The organism is Streptomyces sp. NPDC033221, assembly GCF_055577005.1.
In genome coordinates, this window is sequence record NZ_JBVIQN010000015.1 from 93,970 (window position 1) to 112,360 (window position 18,391).

An 18,391-nucleotide genomic window follows, 5' to 3' on the forward strand; every position below is an offset into this window, starting at 1 on the left:
GCGTCCTCGGATGAGTCGGATGAGTCGGACGAGTCGGGTGGGTCGGGTCGGCCGGTTGGGTCGGGTTCGGGTGAGTCGGGTGAAGGCGGCGTCCGGGAGCCGGTCGGTGCCGAGGGGGCGGTCGGTCTCGGCGACGGCGGCGGTGCTGGCGGCGGTCGCCGTGCTTGCCACTGGCTGCGGCGGTGGCGACGGGCGTACGGCAGCGGGCGCCGCGGACGGTCAGGGCGGCGCGGCGGGCGGCTTTCCCGCGACGGTCACCGATTGCGACGGGCGGCAGACGACGTTCTCCGAGGCGCCGCGGAAAATCGTCACGAGCAATGCGTCGAGTCTGGAAATGCTGCTCCGGCTGGGAGCGGGCGACCGGGTCGTCGGCACCGGATTCCCGCCGGGTAAGGGCACGTTGCCGCCTGCGCTGGACGCCCGGGCACAGCGTGTTCCGGTGCTGGGGAAGATGGTGATTCCGAAGGAGAAGCTGCTCGGTTCGGGAGCTGACGTGTATATCGACACGTTCGCGTCCATGGGCAACATGGGCGGGGCGGCGGCCGGCCCGACCGAGCAGGAATTCGCCGCGGCGGGCATCAAGCACGTCTACCTGGCTTCGACGGCGTGTGCGCCGCGCAAGGAGGCGCCGCAGCGGGACCTGTCCGCGGTGGAGGGTGACATTCGGCGGCTCGGGCAGGTCACGGGCACTTCGCAGCGTGCGATGCAGCTGGTGGCGGAGATGGAGAAGAAGGTTTCCTCGGTACGCGCGGCCATCGCGGACGTGCCCGAGGCGAAGCGGCCGTCGTACTTCTTCTTCGATTACGACGCGGGTACAAAACAGCCCGTCGCGGTCTGCAACCGGCAGGTGGCGAACGCGGTGCTGACCGAAGCCGGGGCGCGGAACGTCTTCGCCGACTGTGCGAGCGACTTCAAGGCGGTGTCGTGGGAGGACGTGGTCGGCAAGAACCCGGACTGGATTCAGCTCGCGGTACGGAACCGGGGGAGTGCCGCGGCCAATGAGGCGGCATTCGACGAGGCCGAGAAGTTCCTCAGGGAATTCCCGGCCACGGCGGGGCTGCGCGCGGTGAAGGAAGGCAAATTCCTGCGTATCGGCTCTGAGCAGACGACCATCGCCGGGGTGGGCAATGCCGATACGGTGCGGCGGATCGCGGAAACGCTCTATCCGAACCGTCTGGAAGGAGAAAGAGAAGGAAAAGGGGCAGGAACAGGTGCAGGGGCCAAGGCGGAAGCCACGGCCGGGGCGGGCCGCTGATGGCGCCGCCGACCGTCGAGCGTGCCCGGGAGCGGTTCGGCAAGCGGTCCGGCAAGCGGGCTGACGGCGTCGCCGAAGGCGTCAGGGAAGGCGGGGAAGGCGGGGAAGGCGGGGAAGGCAGGGAACGCAGAGAAGGCAGGAAAGGCAAGAAAGGCAGGGGAGAGGAACGGGCAGGGGCGGGCCGGGGCCGTGCTGCTTGGCTCGGGTTCGGGCTGCTGGTTGCGCTGCTCGTCGCGCTCACCGCAGCCGTCGCGCTCGGTGCCACCGACATCGCCCCGGCCGAGGTGTGGTCGGTGGTGTTCCGGCGGCTGGGCGGTGAGCCGCCCCGGCCGGGTACGGACGACCTGATCGTCTGGCAGCTGCGGGTCCCCAGGGCGTTGCTCGCCGCGCTGGTCGGCGCGGGTCTCGGGCTCGTCGGTACGGCCACCCAGGCGCTGGTGCGCAACCCCCTCGCGGACCCGTATCTGCTGGGCATCTCCAACGGCGCTTCGCTGGGCGCGGTGGCCGCGATCGTGCTGGGTGCGGGCGCCGTGGCGGGGACCGGCGGGGTGTTCGGCGCGGCCGGCACGTTCGGTCTCGGTGGTGGTGTGGGCCTGTCGCTGGCCGCTTTCGCCGGGGCGCTGGCCTCGTTCGCGCTGGTGTGGACGCTGGCCCGCCGGGGTGGCGGCTTCGCGCCGCTGCGGCTGGTGCTGGCCGGGGTCGGTATCGGGCAGTTTCTGGCCGGGTTCACCAGCTATCTCGTTCTGCAGGCCGGTGACGAGCAGCAGACGCGCGGCGTGCTGTTCTGGCTGATGGGGAGCCTCGGCGGCGCCACCTGGAGCACGCTGGTCCTGCCTGCCCTCGCTGTGCCGGCCGGGCTGCTGGCCCTCCAGGCACGGGCCCGCGCGCTGAACGCGCTGACGATGGGCGACGAGACGGCGGCGAGCGTCGGCGTGGACGTCGTCCGGTTGCGCCGGATGCTGTTCGTGGTGACGAGCCTGCTCACCGGCGTCCTGGTGTCGGTGTCCGGGGCGGTCGCCTTCGTGGGGCTGATGGTGCCGCACCTGTGCCGGTTGATCGTCGGGGGCGACCACCGCAGGCTGCTGCCGCTGTCCGCGTTGACCGGGGCGCTGCTGCTGGTCGTGGTGGACATCGTGTGCCGTACCGCGATGGACGGCCAGGAACTGCCGGTGGGCGTGGTGACGGCACTGATCGGCGCGCCGGTGCTGCTGTACGTGCTGGACCGGCGGCTGGGCGCGGGTGCGGGCACGGGAACCGGAGGGGGAGCATGAGCATGAGCGGTACGGACGAGCATCCGCGTCAGGGCCTGCGCATCGACATCGAGGACCTGCGGGTCTCGTACGCGGGCCGGTGTGTGGTGGCCGGGGTGCGGCTGATGGCCGCGCCGGGCGAGATCGCGGGGGTGGTCGGCCCGAACGGCAGCGGCAAGTCCACGGTGCTGCGCACGGTCTACCGGCATCTGCGCCCCGAGGCGGGCCGCGTGCTGCTGGCCGGGGAGGACATCCGGGCGATGCCGCCGACGCGGACGGCCCGGCACATCGCCGCGCTGCCGCAGGAACGCGGCGGCGACTTCGAACTCACCGTCCACGAGGTGGTGGCCATGGGCCGTACCCCGTACAAGCGGGCGTTCGCGGGCGACGACCACGGCGACCGGGAGACAGTGGCCCGTGCACTGGCCGACGTCGGGTTGGCGGAGTACGGCGGGCGGCGGTTCTCGGCGCTCTCCGGAGGGGAACGGCAACGGGCCCTGCTCGCCCGTGCTTTCGCCCAGGACCCGGACGTCCTCGTACTGGACGAGCCGACGAACCACCTGGACGTACGGCATCAGGTCGAACTGCTGGGCCTGCTGCGCGGCCGGGCCTGCACGACGCTCGTCTCGCTGCACGACCTGAACGCGGCGGCCTCGGTCTGCGACCGGCTCCACGTGCTCTCCGCGGGCGCCGTGGTGGCCTCCGGCGCGCCGCGTGACGTGCTGACGCCGGACCTGCTGGCCGAGGTGTTCGGGGTGCGGGCGGCGGTGGTCGACCACCCGCTGACGGGGGATCCGCTGATCGCCGTCGATCAGCGGGGCGCCGTCTAGCGGGGCACGTCCAGCGAGGGTCGTTCAGAGGGGCACGTCCAGCGAGGGTCCGTTCAGAGGGGCCCGTCTAGCGGGGCGCCGGCCGTACGGGGGCCTCGGATACGTAGTGGCTCGGGTGGCCGTCCCGGTGGGCGAGCCGTCCGTGCTCCGCCGCGTCCGCCGCGCGCATCAGCCGTACGCCGCCGTCCGCGTCCCGCAGTACGCACGCGTGCCACGGCGTCATCCACACGTCGGGCGCGTCGAGCAGCCGGATGCCGAACTTCGCCGACCCGCGCGGCTGCGGGTGGATGGACAGCCGTACGGCGTCCGGGTGGTGCTCGGCGATCAGCGCGCCCCAGGCGCGGCTGCGCTGGATGACTCCGTAGGCGCGCTCGCGGCAGTTGCGCTGGAGGGCGGAGCGGGTGCCTTCGAAGCCGGTGGCGTCCTCGAACAGGAAGCGGGTGATGCCGCGGTAGAGGCGAAGCGTTTCGCCGCCGTGGGGGGCCGGGGCCCGGGTCTCGGCGCGCAGGGAGTCCAGGGAGGGGGCGTACCGGCGGTGGGCCCGTTCGCGCTTGGTGTGGCAGGGCAGGTCACCGTAGACGTCGCGCAGGTCGAAGGTGCTGAGGTGGGACAGCCCGGCCGTACGGATCATGGCGCGCAGCTCGTCGTTGTACGCGTCGACGTCCGGATCCGGGACGCCGATCAGATCGCTGAAGAGGTGCCCGTCGGAGCAGATGACGAGCCGCGCGCCCGGCGCGTACAGCTCCCCGATCCGGGCGCAGAGCCGGTCGAGGAAGCGCAGGGCGAGGCGTTCGCCCTCGTCGGGGAGACGGCCGATGACCTTGGCGGGGTTGGGGGACTTGCAGGGGAAGCCGGGGAGGGTGAAACGGATCGGGCGGCCGGCGGCCACCAGGTCTTCCAGCTGGCGTAGTTGGTGCGGGAAGTGGGCGGGGGCGGTGGCGTCGGCGGGTCCCGTGCAGTCAGCCGTGGCTGTCGTCTCCAGGGAGCGGTGGTACGGGAGGAGGGCGGTGAGGATGGCGGTCGCCGTGCTGTTCATCGGGCCTCTCCGGTGGCGCCGAAGGGGCAGCGGCGCGCGGCACCGGAACGTTCCGCCGGAAGGGAGCCGTACGTGACCGGGAGCGCGCTGACACCCCGGGCGAGCACCGCCGGTATCCAGTCCAAGTCGTGTTCCGGTACGGCCAGGCGGAGTTCCGGCAGTCGGCGGAGCAGCGTCTCCAGGGCGATGTGCAGTTCGGTGCGGGCCAGCGCTGCGCCGGGGCAGAAGTGGATGCCGTGGCCGAAGGCGAGATGGGGGTTGGGGGACCGTTCGAGGTCCAGGGTGTCGGGGTCGGGGAAGCGGGCGGGGTCGCGGTTGGCCGCGCACAGCGAGACGATCACGGAGTCGCCGGCCGGGATCGGGGTGCCGGACACGTCCGCGTCCTCGGCAAGGAAGCGCCAGGTCGTCAGCTCGAAGGCACTGTCGTAGCGGAGGAGTTCCTCGACGGCGCGGGGCAGCAGCGCGGGGTCGTCACGGAGTGCCGCTAGGTGGCGGGGGTGGCGGAGCAGGGCGGTCAGGGCTGTCGTGATCTGGTTGGTGACGGGTTCCTGACCGGCGACGAGCAGCTGGAAGATCATGGAGTCCAGTTCGGCGCTGCTCAGAGTGCCCTCGTCACGGGCGGCCACCAGCCGGGACAGCAGGTCGGAGCCGTGTTCCTGTCTCTTGTGGCGGACGAGGGCGGCGATGTACCCCTGCAGGCCGCGCAGTCTCGCCTCGTACGCCGGGCGGCCGGGATCGTCCGGACCGACGGGCTGGACGACCTTGCCCCAGTCCCTGTCGAACCGCTCGGTGAACTCCGCCGGCAGACCGATGACCTCGGCGAGTACGAGGAAGGGGAAGCGGGCGGCGAACGACTCGACCAGATCGGCGGTCGCCCGGTGCCCGGGGGCCGCGGACGGCAGCGCGTCCAGCAGCGCGTCCGCCAGGCGCTCGAAGCGCGGCCGGAGTTCCGCCACCCGCCTGGGCGTGAACGCGTCGGTGATCAGCCGGCGCATGTCGGTGTGCCGGGGCGGATCCTGGTGCAGCAGGTGGACCTGGAGCTGCGAGTGCTGCGGCTCGGGCATGATCGAGGCGCGGGCGCGCCAGGCCGCGTTGCCCCGGGAGTGGTGCTTGCCCAGCCGTGGGTCGTTCAGCGCCTGGTGGGCGGCCTCGTAACCGGTGATGAGCCAGGCGCACACCCCGCTCGGGAAGCGGACCCGGTGGACGGGGCCGCGGGCGCGCAACTCGGTGTAGAGGGGGTAAGGGTCACGTTTGTAGCCCGCTCCGTGGAGGGGGAGCGGTTCGGGGAGGCGCATGGGCCTACTCCTAGCGGGGGTTGGTGAGGTGGGGGGAGGGCTGATGAGGTGTGCTGGCCAGGCGGGTGGGTCTGGGTCAGCCGACTGTCAGAAGGCGAGTTCGGGCCGGTGGTGGTCCAGCCACAGCGACAGGTCGACGACCCGCTCCAGGCGCAGGCGGTGGCCCCACTGGAGGTGTTCGGGCGGGGTGTCGAGGCAGGTCTTGACGACGGTCTCGTCCACCAGGTCGCGGACGCGCCCCTGGCCGGCCGCGAGCGCGTCGCGTGCCATGTCCTGGAGGCCGCGGTTGTACGCGGGGTGGTGGGTGGCCGGGTAGTGGTTCTTGGGGCGGTGGAGTACGGAGTGCGGGACGAGCCGGGTGCCGGCGGCGCGCAGCAGGCTTTTCTCCCGCCCGTCGAAGTCCTGGAGCGGGGCCGGGACGTTGAAGGCGTACTCGACGAGACGGTGGTCGCAGTACGGCACCCGTACCTCCAGTCCCTGCGCCATGCTGAGCCGGTCCTTGCGGTGCAGCAGCTGGCGCAGCCAGCGGGTCAGTGACAGGTGCTGGAGTTCGCGCCTGCGGTGCTGCGCCGGTGTCTCGCCGTCCAGGTGGGGCACGGCGGCCAGTGCCGAACGGTAGGTGTCGGCCTGGAACTCGCCGACACGCAGCGTCGTCGCGAGCGCCGGGTGCAGCGGCATGGCGGCCTCGTCGCTGGTCACCAGCAGCCACGGAAAGGTTTCCGCGGCCAGCGCGGCGGGGTTGCGGAACCAGGGGTAGCCGCCGAAGACCTCGTCGGCCGCCTCGCCGGACAGCGCGACCGTCGAGTGCCGGGCCATCTCGCCGAAGAGGAGGTACAGGGAGGTGTCCATGTCGCCGACGCCGATGGGCGAGTCGCGGGCCGCCACTACGGCGGCGCGGTGTTCCGGGTCCAGCAGTTCCCGCGGGTCGAGGACGACGAGGTGGTGGTCGGTGCCGATGAAGGCGCCCGCTTCGGCGGCGTAGGGGGTGTCGTGGCCGGTGCGCAGGACATCGCCGGTGAAACGTTCCGCCTGGTCGCTGTAATCGACCGCGTACGACCGGAGCCGGGCCGCGGGCCCCTCCCGTACGCGGAGTTCGTCCGCCAGCAACGCGGTCAGCACGGAGGAGTCGAGACCACCGGAGAGCAGCGTGCACAGGGGGACGTCCGCCTCCAGCTGCCCACGGGCCGCCCGCTCCACGTGGGACCGTACGGCGTCCACCGTCGCGGCGATCCCGCCGTCGCCGTCCGGATGCGCGCGGGCCTCCAGGCGCCAGTAGACACGCTCGGTCAGACCGCTCCGGTCGAACACGGCCACGCCGCCCGGCTGCACCTCACGCACCCCCGACCAGAGCGTCTCCCCGGTACCGAAGACCAGGCCGTACGCCTCCCGCATCCCCCGGGCGTCGACGCGCGGCCGGCACGCGGGGTGCGCGAACAGGGCCTTGGGTTCGGAACCGAAGACCAGACCACCGGGCACCTCGGCGAAGAACAGCGGTTTGACGCCCAGCCGGTCGCGCACCAGGAGGAGCCGCTCGCGGCGGGCGTCCCAGACGGCGAAGGCGTACATGCCCTCCAGGTGCTCGGTGAGGCCGTCGCCCCACTCCAGAAAGGCGCGCAACACGACTTCGGTGTCGCTGCGGGTGGCGAAGCGATGCCCGCGCGAACGGAGTTCGGCACGTAGAGCGTGGTGGTTGTAGATCTCGCCGCTGTAGGTGAGGACGGCCTGCGGCGGGTGGTGGGGCGGTGCCGCGCTCTCGAAAGGCGACGATGCCGCGCTCTCGGAAAGCGACCGTGCCGGGCTTCCGGGATGTGGCGGTACGGGAACGGAGGCGGCGGGCGCGGCCATGGGCTGCGTACCGCCTTCGGGATCCAGGACGGCCAGCCGCCGGTGCCCGAGCGCGGCGTACGGGCCGCACCAGATCCCCGCGGCATCGGGGCCGCGGCGGGCGAGCGCGGCGGTCATCCGCTCGACGACGGAGGCCCGGGCGCGGGGGTCCGCACCGTTCGCACGGTCCTCGCGGTACGAGATCCATCCGGTGATGCCACACATGGACCGAACTCCTCGGCGGTCGATTGAGTATGCGCGCACACGCCGGAGGCCGGTCGTGCGCGCGTTTCACTCAGAGGTCGGGCGGACATCGCGGTGAGTTCCCGGCGCGGTACGGGGATTTCGTCGCGGTGGTCGAAATGGCGACGCGGGGGCGTCGTGAGCGGTGACGCAGGGACGTCGTGACCGGCGGCGCGGAGGCACCGGAAACGGCGGCCGGAACTCCAGGTAGTCGGGCGGGCGGCCGGTCGGGTTCCGGCCTGGGGCCGGGACAAACCTCACGTGCGAGGGGAAGCGGTTCGGGAGGGGGGCGGGGGCGATTGCCGTGCCAGGATGGCGGCTTCGGGGGCGGGCCGGGGCGTTGGCCGGTGCCTGCGGCGCGCGATATTCATGAATTGCCGCCTGACTTGGCCCGGTTCTCCGTGCTCCGTGCTGTGTTCTCCGTTCCCCGGGGCGCCCCCTTTCCCCGGCCTCCCTTTTTCTCATTCCGTCGTCTGTGTATCGGAGTGGTCATGCCTCTCGTACGGCGTTTGTCATCCGTGCTGCCCGCGAAACCGGTGATCGGGTTCGTGGCACTGCTCGCCGTTCTGTTCATGTGCGCGTACGCGGTGGGGGCGGCCGCCGGGCCCGTGGCGCCGGGCATCCGGCCGAGCGGTCCGCTTCCCGGCGCCCCACGACAACCCGGGAACGGCGGCTCCACAGGCGACATGGACAGCACGGACGGCATGGGTGGTATGAGCGGCATGGGTGGTATGGGATGAGCGAGCGCGTCACCGTGCTGACGGTGGGCGGGATGACCTGCGCCGCGTGCGTGAACCGGGTGGAGAAGAAGCTCGCCCGGCTCGACGGGGTGACCGCCACGGTCAACCTGGCCACCGGCAAGGCTCGCGTCCACCACCCGGCCGCACTGCCGGTGAGCGACCTCGTGGCGACCGTGGAGGGCGCGGGGTTCACGGCGGAGCTGCCGGATGACCGGCCGCTCGCCCCGGCAGTGGATTCGCCGCCCTCCTCCGAAGGGGAGGCGCCGGACATCGAACGGAACCGTCTCCTCATCACCGCCCTGCTGTCCGTCCCCGTACTCGTCCTGTCGATGGCCCCCGCCTGGCAGTTCCGCAACTGGCAGTGGCTCTGTTTCGCGCTGACCGCACCGGTCGCCGTGTGGGGCGCGCTGCCCTTCCACCGCCGTGCGGTACGCGGCCTGCGGCACGGTGCCGCGACGATGGACACCCTGGTCTCGATCGGGGTGGCCGCCTCCTTCGCCTGGTCCGCGTACGCGCTCTTCCTGAGCGGCGGCACCGCGCACGTCTACTTGGAAGCGGCCGTCGGCGTACCGCTGTTCGTCCTCGCGGGGCGGCGGCTGGAGGCCGGGGCCCGCCGGGGCACGGGGTCCGCGCTGCGGGCGCTGGCCGAACTGGTCGGCAAGGACGTGTCCGTACGGGTACCGGCCGCGGGCACCGCGGACGGCAACGGTCCCCAGGGTGCCGCCGCCACCGTGGAACGCCGTATCCCGGTGGCGGAACTCCAGGTCGGCGACCGGTTCCTCGTCCGCCCGGGGGAGCGGGTGGCCACCGACGGCACGGTGGTGGACGGCAGTTCCGCCCTCGACCTCTCCCTCGTCACCGGGGAGAGCAGTCCGGTGGAGGTCGGCCCGGGCTCGGCGGTCGTCGGTGGCGCGGTGAACGCGGGCGGGCTCCTCGAAGTACGGGCGGCCGCGGTCGGCGCGGACACCCGGCTGGCCCGGATCACCCGTCTCGTGGAGGAGGCGCAGACCGGCAAGACCCAGGTGCAGCGCCTGGCCGACGCGGTCGCGGGGGTCTTCGTCCCGGCCGTGCTGGCGGTGTCCGTCACCGTCCTCGGGTTCTGGCTGGGCGCGGGGGCCGATCCGCAGGCGGCGGTGACCGCCGCGGTGGCCGTCCTGGTCGTCGCCTGCCCCTGCGCCCTCGGACTGGCCACCCCCACCGCCCTGCTGGCCGCCACCGGCCGGGGCGCGCAGCTGGGCATCCTCGTCAGCGGGCCGCAGGCTCTGGAGCGGCTGCGGCGCATCGACACACTGGTGCTGGACAAGACCGGCACGCTGACCACCGGGCGGATGAGCGTGGTCGCCATGACGTCCCGTACGGATGCCGCAAGTGCCGCAAGTGCCGCAAGTGACACAGTCATCGCGAGCACCAAGAGCACCCAAAGCGCCACGGGTGTCCCCGGACTGACGGCCGACGAGACCCTTCGCCTGGCCGCCGCCGTGGAGTACGGCTCCGAACACCCCCTGGCCCGCGCCATCACCACGTACGGCGACACGCGCCGCACAGCCCTCGCCGACCACCGGCCGCCGCCCACGACGCGCGATTTCACCGCGACGGCGGGGTATGGCGTGACCGGCGAGGTGGACGGACGGACGGTGACCGTCGGGCGGCCCGGCGAGCCGGCGGAACTGCCCGCCGCGCTCGCGGACGCGGTCCGTGCGGCCGAGGCCGCCGGACACACCGCCGTACTGGTGACCGTCGACGGCGGCCCGGAGGCCGTCATCGCCATCGGGGACACGCTGCGGCCCGACTGCTACCGGGCCGTCGACCACCTGCGCCGCCTGGGCCTGCGGCCGGTGCTGGCCACCGGGGACCGGGAGGCCACCGCGCGGGCCGTCGCCGGACATCTCGCGATCACCGAGATCCACGCCGGGGCGCTCCCGGAGGAGAAGGCCGCGCTGGTCACCACGTTGAAGGAACACGGCGGCCGGGTCGCGGTGGTCGGGGACGGGGTCAACGACGCGGCCGCCCTGGCCCACGCCGATCTCGGCATCGCCATGGGCAGCGGTACGGATGCCGCGATCGGCGCCGCCGACGTCACCGTGCTGCGGGAAGACCTGCAGGCGGTGCCGGACGCCGTACGGCTGGCCCGGCGCACGCTGGGCACCATCCGCGTCAACCTCGTCTGGGCTTTCGGCTACAACCTGGTCACCGTGCCGCTGGCCGCCGTGGGGCGGCTGGACCCGATGATCGCGGCGGCCGCGATGTCCGCGAGTTCGCTGCTGGTGGTGGGCAACAGCCTGCGGCTACGGGCGTGGCAGCCGGGTGGTCGGCAGAGGAGCGATCGGCAGCGGGGTGGTCGGCAGTCGGACGGTCAACGGTCGGGTGACCGGCAGCCCGGCGGTCGGCAGCGGAACACCTCCCCCGCCCCCGCTCCCACCCCCTCCGCGACTCCCCAGGACGCCTCATGACATCCCCCGCCACACGCGACCCCTCGGGCCCCACACGCTCCGCCCTCCGCTCCGCCGCCCTCCGTTCCGTGGCCGTACCGCTCCTCGCGGGTGGGCTGACGCTCGGCTGCCTCACCGCCTGGACCGTCACCGGCAACGCCGGCACCCCGCCCCGGCTGCGGGTGACCGACGGCCGTATCCTCACCGCCTCCAACACGGAAGCCACCGCCGCCTTCTTCACCATCAGCAACACCGGTACCACCGCCGACGTCCTGACGGGCGTCACCGGCCCCGCCGGGCTGCGGGCCATGGTCGGCCGCGATGTCGAGGTCGCCGAAGGGGCGCATCAGATGGAGATGGCCGGCGCCGTCACCGTTCCGGCACGCGGCGAAGTGCGGATGTCACCGACCGGCCTGGACATCATGGTCAGCCCGCCGCCGCGCCTGGCGCCGGGCGACCGGCTCACCTTCACGCTGCACTTCCGCGAGAGCGGGGACATGAGGGTCGAGGCGGTGGCCGTACGCCCGGGACGGCTGCACCTGCGGCCCTGAACCGGCCGGACGTCACCGACCGGAGACGGGCGCTCCGAGTGTGCACCCGGAGCGCCCGTCCATGTCAGCCAACCAATCCCGGTGACCGCGTCACGCGGCGGAGCCCGCCGGGACACGCCCGCGCCGGGCGCGCCGGGCGTGAGAGGGGGCGAGCGCGCCCACCGCGCACGCCTGCCCCTCCTCTTCCTGCTCCGCCAGCAACGCCACCAGCGTCTCGCGGGCCCTCGCCACCCGGGAACGCACCGTTCCCACCGGGCAGTCGGCGATCGCCGCCGCTTCCGCGTACGGCAGGCCCAGCAACTGGGTCAGCAGGAACGCCTCCCGGCGGGGCTCGGGCAGCGCCGACAGCAGTTCGGCGAGGGCGACGCCCTCGTCGAAACCGGGCACGCCGCGCGGCTGGGCCTTCTCCACCGCGGCCTGCCAGTCGTCGGTCCCGGCGAGCCGGGGCCTGCTGGCCAGCGACCGCAGCCGGTCGGCGACCGTCCGGCGGGCGATGGTCAGCAGCCACGTACGGGCCGACGACCGCCCCTCGAACCGGGGCAGGCTGCGCAGGGCCCGCAGGTATGTGTCCTGCACCAGGTCGTCCGCGGCCTGCGCGTCGCCGCTGAGGTGCGTGACGTAGCGGCGTACGTCCAGCTGCGTCGCGCGGACGAACCGTTCCACGGCCGTCTCGTCCCCGGTACGGGCCGCCAGGGCCCAGGCCGTCACCGCGCCGTCATCGCGCACGCCGCACCTCCGTGCCGCCCGCCGCGGAACCGTGGCCGCGCACGTCGGGGAGGATGGGGTCATGCAGTGCTCGCGCGTACGAACCGCCGTATCCGCCCGCCTGGACGGCGAACAGCTGCCGCCGGGGGTCACGGGCGGCCTGCTCGACGCCCATCTGGCGGGGTGCGCGGACTGCCGTCTCTGGTCGGAGCGGGCCGCCCGGCTGCAGCACCTCACCTCGGCGGCCGCGCGACAAGCGGCCGACGACGTGGACGCGACGGACGCCGCGGACAGCCCGGCACTGGCCGGGCTGCTCGACCGGCTGCGGCGGCCCGCCGCACTCGGCGACGGCGAGGACAGGAGTCATCATCAGAAGCCCTTCGGGAGAACCGGCCCCGCCGCGTACGCAACGGACGACGATCGGGACCGGTGACGATTACAAGGACCAGGACCGGAGGCACGCGATACGCGGTGCGGGTACGAAGTCCTGGGTGTGACCGTGCTGTCAGCGGACAGCGATCTCCCGGGGCGGGCCGCGGAGCCAGATGACGTGGACGAGGATCAGCCGCCGCAGCGGCTGCCGGGGTTCGCGGCGCACCGGGCGGGCGGGCCGGGGCGGCTCGGGCAGCACCACGCGCAGGACGAGCGCCAACGGTACGAACAACCGGACGGAGACGGTCCGTACGACGCGGAACGCCGCCCGTTCGCCGCCGCACAGCCACCAGGCACCCAGCAACGCGACCAGAACGTGCGCCGCGACCATGCCGGTCATGCTGCCGCCCATGCCCGGCATGTCGTGCATGGAGAGGACGGAGTGCATGTCATGGACAGGCACCCCGTGGCCAGACATCCCATGGGCAGACATCCCATGAGCCCCGTGCGTCCCCTGCATATCGGCCATGGCCTCGCCGTAGCGCCGCCCGATGCCCGCTTCGTGCAGCATCCGCTCGGCCTCGCGCTGCGGGATCGGACCGACCGTGCCGCACATCAGTGAGGCCGCCCACCGCTGGGCCAGGGACGCCTGCCCGCCCCCGCCCCCGCCCCCGGCGCCGGCGGCGGACACACCGGCCGCCACCGACTGGCCGAAGGAGAAGGCGGCATGCAGCGCGGCCTGCGTGACCAGCGTCAGCGAGGTCACGAACAGCGGCCCCCGCTCGCGCCTGCCGAGGCACCACGCCCCGCAGGCCGTCCCCGTCACCGCGCCGAGCAGAACCCACCAGGGCACGGGCGCGTCGGACATGAGGGCATGGCCGAGGGCGGCGAGCAGCACACACACCGCCGCGAACACCCCGGCACGCAAGCCTCTGAGAACACGCCCCGCAATCATGACCCGCTCATCGTTGCACCCCGCCCCGGACGCCGGACGACAGGGGCCTCTGGCTCAGTACGGCAGTCCGGAGAGGAACCCGTGCAGGGCGTGGTCGAAGTGACCGGTGTTCTCCAGGTTCACCATGTGGGCCGCGCCCGGGATGCGGACCCGCTGGGCGCCCGGCACGGCCAGGGTGATGGCGTGGGCGTTGGCGGAGATGTCGGAGCTGTCCAGGTCGCCGTCCAGGACCAGGGTCGGTACGCGGATCTCCGCCAGCCGCTCGTACGCGCCGGCCTCGATCGGCGTACCGGCGCCCATGCCGCCCGCGTGGACGACCACGTTGGCATCCGCCGACGCCCGTATCCGCTCGCGCAGGGCGGGGTCCACGGCGTCGGGGGCGCGGTGCGGGCCGTCCACCCACATACGCAGGAAGTGCTCGATGTAGCGCTCGGTGCCGTCCTCTTCCTCATCGGTGACGGCGGCGACCTGTGCCTTGATGTGCTCCAGGATGAACGGGTCGGTGAAGGCCCGGCCGCTCACTCCGGGCGAGGCGAGAGCCAGTGCGAAGACGCGGTCCGGGTGGGTGAGCGCCATGTCCAGGGCGATGCGGGCACCGTGCGAGAGGCCGACGAGGATGGCGCTCGCCATGCCGAGGTGGTCGAGGAGGGCGCGCAGGTCCTCGTGGTTGGCGTAGTCACCGTCGACGGTGGAGGACAGGCCGTGGCCGCGCGCGTCGTAGCGGACCGTACGCAGGCCGGACCGGATGAGCCAGGTGAACTGCTCGTCCCACATGCGCTGGTCCAGCATTCCGCCGTGCAGCAGCACCACCGCGGGGTCGCCTTCGGTGCCGGTGCCGGCCGCTTCGTAGAACAGCTCACCGTTCTCGACGGGGACCGTGTCGTTCTCGACCTCCATCCCGGGCCAGACACCGGCCTCCTGGAAACCCTGGGCGTCTTGGATTCCTTCGGTCGTCATGCTCCGTGCCGTCCTGTGTGGGGTGCTGGTGTCGGGTGGGGCGTCTGAGTCGTCTGAGGTGCTTGGAGTGCTTGGAGTGCTTGGGGGACTTCGGGCGTTCGGGAGGGGCCGGGATGCGCCGGGGCGTCCCCGGCCGGCGCACGGAACTCCTCGCCGAGGCGGTCCAGCACGCGCAGCGCGGTGGCGACGTCGGCGGCCGGCACCCCGGCCAGCGCGCGCCGCAGCCCGGCCGCCTCGGACCGCTGAAGGGAACTCATGACCTCGGAGCCGTCGGGCGTGAGCCGGATCAGGCGGGACCGCCGGTGCGCGGGGTTGGGGACGGCCTCCACCAGGCCCAGCTCCGCCGCGTGATTCACCCAGCGCTGCACCGGCTGCCGGTCCAGTTCCAGGGCGCGGGCCAGTTCCGGCACGGTACGCGGGCCCTGCGTGCGCAGGGTGTCCAGCAGAGCGTGCTGACCGGCTGTCAGGCCCGTACCCGCCAGTTCCCGTTCCACGGCGCGTACGACCGTGCGGTGCAGCGGCCACAGGCGGCGGATCACCTCGTACGCGAGGTGCTCGGCGGGGTCTGCGCCGCCTTCTGTGACACTCATGATGTCATGATGACATCGGCAGTGTCATTACGGAAGTCGCGGTACGCGCCGGGTAGTTACGGCCTTGAGTCCCCTTACGTGAGTCCTGAGGCCAGAACCGTGAGCTGCGGGCCCCTGGGTCCGTAAGTCCGTAACTGTCCATGCGTCCATGCGTCGATGTGTGTCGACATACTGCCGAATGTACGGATGGGAGCGCACCGAAGTTCCCGGCGCCTCCTCAGGAAGGCCGGTCCACGGGTACGGACCCGCGCCACAAGCGGCGGGTGGACAGCCAGGCCGCCGCGATCAGCAGCAGGTTCCGGACGTACAGGTTGGCGATGGACGGCCAGGCCGCGTCATCCCGCAGCCCGCGGTACAGGAGCGGGAAGCCCAGCGTGGTGAACAGGCAGGCCGCGAGGATCAGCAGGGCGACCGGCCGCTGGGTGGTGTCGCCGCGCAGCAGGCAGACCGCGGCCAGGCCGAGCAGCCAGATCATGTACTGCGGGCTAATCACCCGGCTGGTGACCACGAACAGCAGCGTCGCGGTGAGCGCGGCGTCCGGCAGGACCCGGGCCGCGGTGCGGTCCGAACGGTGCCGCCACCACAGCAGCCAGCCGAAGGCCACCACGGTCGACACCTGCATGGCGACACTGACCCCGTTCACCCACGGGCCGACGAATTCGTGCGACCCGTCCTTCGCCGCCCACGTACCGCTCCAGCCGAAGTGCCGGGCCGCATGGAACGGCAGAGAGCCGACCGACTCGATCTGAATGCCGCGCGACTCCTGGGCGGAGAGGAAGGAGAGCGCGTTCGGCATGGCGAGGGCGAACCCGGCGGTCACGGCGATGCCGGTGACGGCGGCGGCCGTCCAGGCCGTACGGGTACGGCGGCCCCGCAAGGTACCGGCGAGCAGCAGCGCGGGCCAGACCTTGATGACGGCGGCGATCGCCGTCACGGCGCCGAAGGCCCGGTCGGCCCAGGCGCGCCGCGCGGACGCGGCCACCAGGGCGAGCACCGCCAGGGCGGTCACGTGCAGGTCGAACCGGTTCCACGGCATGGTGCCGAGGACGGCCAGACCCACCGTCCACAGCCAGGGCGCGGCGAGGGAACGGCCGCGCCGCCGCGCGGCCCACACCAGCAGCGCGAAGATCGCGGCGTCGCACAGGGCGGCCAGCACGATGAAGGCGTGCCCGAAGCCGAGGCCGGGGACGAGGCCGGGAGCCAGGATCGGGAGGGCGGCGCCCGGCGGGTACTGCCAGCTCACGTCGTGCAGCGGGAAGCTGCCGGTGCTCAAGGTCTCGTACCAGCCGGTGTAGACCCTGCTCACGGACGGATCGAGGCCGCCGCCACCCACGAACGGGCTGACCTTCAGCGCCGCCGGCACCAGCCAGAGCCGGCTGAGGAGCCAGATGGCGAGCAGGGGTGAAAGGGCCGTACGGGTGCGGGTGCGGGTGCGGAGGCGGACGTGGGGACGGGGGCCGGTTCCGGCATGGGGGCGGGCGACGGCCCGATCGGTGGCCTGATCGGTGGCCTGATCGATGGTCCGACCGGCGAGCCGATCGGTGGTCTGGTCGAGCACTTCGCCGGACGCTCCGTTCGTGCGGGTGGGACGGGGCCCCGCTGAGCTGCGCAAATGGCGAAGCGGCGCGCTACCCTCGGGGTGTATACATTCAATGTATACGTGCAGTGTAGAGTCCACGCCATGCCCGCCGAAGCCGCCCCCGCCCCACCGGCCGCCGCTCTCCCCGCGCAGCGCGGCGTCACCGCCGCACCCTCCACCCGCAGCTCCGCCCCCGCCCACCTCTCCGCCCGCCGCCCCGCTCTCGCGAGGTTCGCCGTCCCGGCGCTGCCCGCGCTGCTGGCGCTGGCGCTCGGCCTGTGGGGCATCCGGCGGGAGGACAGTCTGTGGCGGGACGAGGCCGTGACCTGGCAGGTCGGGCAGCGTTCGGTGGCGGAGATCTGGGACATGCTCGGCCAGGTGGACGTCGTGCACGGCCTCTACTACGTGCTGATGCACGGCGTGTTCGAGCTGTTCGGCACGGGCCCGGCCGTTCTCCGTATGCCGTCCGTCCTGGCCGTCGCCGTGGCCGCTGCCGCAACCGCCGCGGCCGGACGCCGCCTCGCCGGGCCGTGGGCCGGTCTCGCCGCCGGACTGGTGCTCGCGCTGGTCCCCAACATCCAGCACTACGCCCAGGAAGGGCGGGCGTACGCGCTGGTCACGGCCGGTACGGCGGTGGCCACCTGGCTCCTGGTGAGCACCACGTGCAGCACCACGTGCAGCACCTCGGGCAGCACCTCGGGCAACGCCTCGGGCAGCACCTCGAACGGCATGCCGGCCGTACCGCGCCGCCGCTGGCCGCGCTGGACCGGCTACGCCGTCGTCATGCTGATCACGGCCCTGCTGAACTGGTTCTCGCTGTTCGCTCTGCCCGCGCACGCCGTCACGGTGCTCGCCGCGCGCCGCCGCGGCGCACGCCCGCTGTGGCTGCCGTGGTCGGTCTCCGCCGCTGTGGTGCTGGCAGGCGCGCTGCCGCTGATCCAGGCCAGCCGGGCCCAGTCGGACCAGGTGTCGTGGATCAAGCCGGTCGCCGTGTCCACGCTGCTGGGCATCGCCATGCTGCTGCTCGTGGCGCTGGTGTGCGCCCGTGTCCCGTACCCCGGCCGGGGCCGCGCGCCCATGTCACCGGCCTCCGTGGGACTGCCGCTGCTCGCCGTGCCGCAGTGCGGTCTGCTGCTGGCCTCCGTCCTCGTGGAGCCCGTCTACCTCGACCGCTACGTCCTCTACACGAACATCGGTTTCGCCCTGCTCGTCGGCGTCGGCGTCGCGGCTGCCGTCCAGGCGCTCCCGGTCCGTACGTGGGTGCTGCTCGCGGGCGTCACAGCGCTGGCCTTCGTGGCGCTGCTGCCGGTGGAGACCGGTCTGCGCGAGCCGAAGAGCAGGGCGGACGACGTGCTGCGGGCGGCCGGCCGGGTCGCGGCGACCGCGCACAAGGGTGACGGCGTGCTGTTCATACCGGCCGCGCGGCGCGACACGGCACTGGTGACGCCGTCGGCGTTCACCGTTCTGGACGATCTCGCGCTGACCGAGGGCCCGGCGGCCTCCGGCACCATCAAGGGCGTTGAGGGCAGTGCCGAGCAGATACGTTCCGCCATGCTGGCCGAGACCCGCCTCGTGGTCGTCACCGACACCCGGCGTGCCGCGCCGCCCGCCCCCGTACGCGAGGCCGTCAAACTCCGCGTCCTCGACCGGCACTTCAAGCGGACCGACCGTACGGACACCGTCGGCCGCCGCATAGAGGTCTACGAGCGGATACGGTGACCCGCCGCCGTAAGCAGCCAGAGGCCCGAAGCCGCAGGCGACAGGCCACGAGTCACAGGCC

General features: G+C 72.9%; 16 protein-coding genes. 8 read left to right on the forward strand and 8 right to left on the reverse strand.

What is annotated here, in order from left to right; genetic code table 11:
- Window positions 1–79: 79 nt before the first annotated feature.
- From ACZ53K_RS21090 to ACZ53K_RS21100, 3 genes are read left to right on the forward strand one after another with little or no spacing between them, the layout of a single operon-like run.
- Entirely contained in the window at window positions 80–1,255 is a 1,176-nt protein-coding gene (locus ACZ53K_RS21090) for an ABC transporter substrate-binding protein (protein WP_468838649.1), read from the forward strand.
- Window positions 1,255–2,526 carry a FecCD family ABC transporter permease gene (locus ACZ53K_RS21095; RefSeq protein WP_468838651.1) on the forward strand — a complete coding sequence of 424 codons (1,272 nt, stop codon included), beginning with the start codon at window positions 1,255–1,257 and terminating at the stop codon, window positions 2,524–2,526. The genes ACZ53K_RS21090 and ACZ53K_RS21095 overlap by 1 nt, the downstream gene beginning before the upstream one ends.
- Before the next feature lie 35 nt (window positions 2,527–2,561).
- Window positions 2,562–3,335 carry an ABC transporter ATP-binding protein gene (locus ACZ53K_RS21100; protein WP_468838891.1) on the forward strand — a complete coding sequence of 258 codons (774 nt, stop codon included), beginning with the start codon at window positions 2,562–2,564 and terminating at the stop codon, window positions 3,333–3,335.
- 67 nt (window positions 3,336–3,402) lie between these two features.
- Here ACZ53K_RS21100 and ACZ53K_RS21105 read toward each other — a convergent pair whose 3' ends face one another.
- The 3 genes from ACZ53K_RS21105 to asnB all read right to left on the reverse strand — a co-directional run bounded on the left by ACZ53K_RS21105 (window position 3,403) and on the right by asnB (window position 7,715).
- The gene (locus ACZ53K_RS21105) at window positions 3,403–4,371 is read right to left on the reverse strand and encodes an L-tyrosine/L-tryptophan isonitrile synthase family protein (protein ID WP_468838654.1); all 969 of its coding nucleotides are present in this window, start codon (window positions 4,369–4,371) and stop codon (window positions 3,403–3,405) included.
- Window positions 4,368–5,666 carry a cytochrome P450 family protein gene (locus ACZ53K_RS21110; RefSeq protein ID WP_468838657.1) on the reverse strand — a complete coding sequence of 433 codons (1,299 nt, stop codon included), beginning with the start codon at window positions 5,664–5,666 and terminating at the stop codon, window positions 4,368–4,370. Before ACZ53K_RS21110 ends, ACZ53K_RS21105 begins: the two co-directional genes overlap by 4 nt.
- Before the next feature lie 87 nt (window positions 5,667–5,753).
- Entirely contained in the window at window positions 5,754–7,715 is a 1,962-nt protein-coding gene (gene asnB, locus ACZ53K_RS21115) for an asparagine synthase (glutamine-hydrolyzing) (RefSeq protein ID WP_468838660.1), read from the reverse strand.
- Window positions 7,716–8,224: 509 nt separating this feature from the next.
- Between asnB and ACZ53K_RS21120 the strand changes: the two genes are divergently transcribed.
- The 3 genes from ACZ53K_RS21120 to ACZ53K_RS21130 are packed head-to-tail and all read left to right on the forward strand — an operon-like array spanning window position 8,225 to window position 11,453.
- Window positions 8,225–8,473 (forward strand): hypothetical protein, encoded by a 249-nt coding sequence (locus ACZ53K_RS21120; RefSeq protein WP_468838662.1) that lies wholly within the window; start codon window positions 8,225–8,227, stop codon window positions 8,471–8,473.
- Window positions 8,470–10,923 carry a heavy metal translocating P-type ATPase gene (locus ACZ53K_RS21125; protein ID WP_468838665.1) on the forward strand — a complete coding sequence of 818 codons (2,454 nt, stop codon included), beginning with the start codon at window positions 8,470–8,472 and terminating at the stop codon, window positions 10,921–10,923. The genes ACZ53K_RS21120 and ACZ53K_RS21125 overlap by 4 nt, the downstream gene beginning before the upstream one ends.
- The gene (locus tag ACZ53K_RS21130) at window positions 10,920–11,453 is read left to right on the forward strand and encodes a copper chaperone PCu(A)C (RefSeq protein ID WP_468838668.1); all 534 of its coding nucleotides are present in this window, start codon (window positions 10,920–10,922) and stop codon (window positions 11,451–11,453) included. The genes ACZ53K_RS21125 and ACZ53K_RS21130 overlap by 4 nt, the downstream gene beginning before the upstream one ends.
- Window positions 11,454–11,543: 90 nt before the next feature.
- On the opposite strand, the gene ACZ53K_RS21135 is transcribed toward ACZ53K_RS21130, so the two are convergent.
- Entirely contained in the window at window positions 11,544–12,179 is a 636-nt protein-coding gene (locus tag ACZ53K_RS21135) for a sigma-70 family RNA polymerase sigma factor (RefSeq protein ID WP_468838671.1), read from the reverse strand.
- 61 nt (window positions 12,180–12,240) lie between these two features.
- Here ACZ53K_RS21135 and ACZ53K_RS21140 point away from each other — a divergent pair, with 61 nt between their 5' ends.
- Entirely contained in the window at window positions 12,241–12,591 is a 351-nt protein-coding gene (locus tag ACZ53K_RS21140) for a zf-HC2 domain-containing protein (RefSeq protein ID WP_468838674.1), read from the forward strand.
- 72 nt (window positions 12,592–12,663) lie between these two features.
- Here ACZ53K_RS21140 and ACZ53K_RS21145 read toward each other — a convergent pair whose 3' ends face one another.
- The 4 genes from ACZ53K_RS21145 to ACZ53K_RS21160 all read right to left on the reverse strand — a co-directional run bounded on the left by ACZ53K_RS21145 (window position 12,664) and on the right by ACZ53K_RS21160 (window position 16,590).
- Window positions 12,664–13,458, reverse strand: a complete 795-nt coding sequence (locus ACZ53K_RS21145) for a PE-PGRS family protein (protein ID WP_468838677.1) — start codon at window positions 13,456–13,458, stop codon at window positions 12,664–12,666.
- An 81-nt stretch (window positions 13,459–13,539) separates the two neighbouring features.
- Entirely contained in the window at window positions 13,540–14,442 is a 903-nt protein-coding gene (locus ACZ53K_RS21150; protein ID WP_468838679.1) for an alpha/beta fold hydrolase, read from the reverse strand.
- On the reverse strand, window positions 14,439–15,032 hold the full coding sequence (locus ACZ53K_RS21155; RefSeq protein ID WP_468838681.1) for a MarR family winged helix-turn-helix transcriptional regulator: 594 nt from the start codon (window positions 15,030–15,032) through the stop codon (window positions 14,439–14,441). Before ACZ53K_RS21155 ends, ACZ53K_RS21150 begins: the two co-directional genes overlap by 4 nt.
- Before the next feature lie 217 nt (window positions 15,033–15,249).
- Window positions 15,250–16,590 (reverse strand): glycosyltransferase family 87 protein, encoded by a 1,341-nt coding sequence (locus ACZ53K_RS21160; RefSeq protein WP_468838684.1) that lies wholly within the window; start codon window positions 16,588–16,590, stop codon window positions 15,250–15,252.
- 123 nt (window positions 16,591–16,713) lie between these two features.
- Between ACZ53K_RS21160 and ACZ53K_RS21165 the strand changes: the two genes are divergently transcribed.
- Entirely contained in the window at window positions 16,714–18,330 is a 1,617-nt protein-coding gene (locus tag ACZ53K_RS21165) for a glycosyltransferase family 39 protein (RefSeq protein ID WP_468838687.1), read from the forward strand.
- Window positions 18,331–18,391: the final 61 nt, after the last annotated feature.